We start from the raw sequence: 388 nt of genomic DNA, 5'->3' as shown, positions 1-388 counted from the left end.
CGCCCGCCGAGGCCATCATGGCCCTGGATCGCGGAGCCCTGTCGGTTCGCGCCATGATCATGGTGCGGTTGACCGACGCGCGTCCGCCGGGCAACGTCGAGGGCGAGCTGTTCGAGAACGGCTGGAAGCCCGGCGATGCCTGGACCGCGGACACCACGCTGGGCCGCGTGCTCTTCAACGAGCTGCTGCCCAAGAGCTACCCGTTCGTCAACGAGCAGATGCACAAGAAGGTCCAGGCCCGGATCATCAACGATCTGGCCGAGCGCTTCCCGATGATCGTGGTGGCGCAGACCGTCGACAAGCTCAAGGACGCCGGTGTCCACTGGGCCACCCGTTCGGGTGTCACGGTCTCGATGGCCGACGTTCTGGTGCCGCCGCAGAAGCAGGA

Annotated in this window: 1 protein-coding gene; it reads left to right on the top strand. The window is 66.8% G+C overall.

The features are described 5' to 3' along the window. Positions 1–17: 17 nt before the first annotated feature. Positions 18–388, top strand: a 371-nt coding sequence (locus RM572_RS29595) for a hypothetical protein (protein WP_311676416.1), incomplete at its 3' end; no start/stop codon positions are given.

Origin of the sequence: Streptomyces hazeniae, assembly GCF_031845485.1 — a bacterium.
Taxonomy (GTDB): Bacteria; Actinomycetota; Actinomycetes; order Streptomycetales; family Streptomycetaceae; genus Streptomyces; species Streptomyces hazeniae.
Note: the sequence above shows the minus strand (reverse complement) of the source record. Positions and strands in the feature narration are given on the sequence as shown.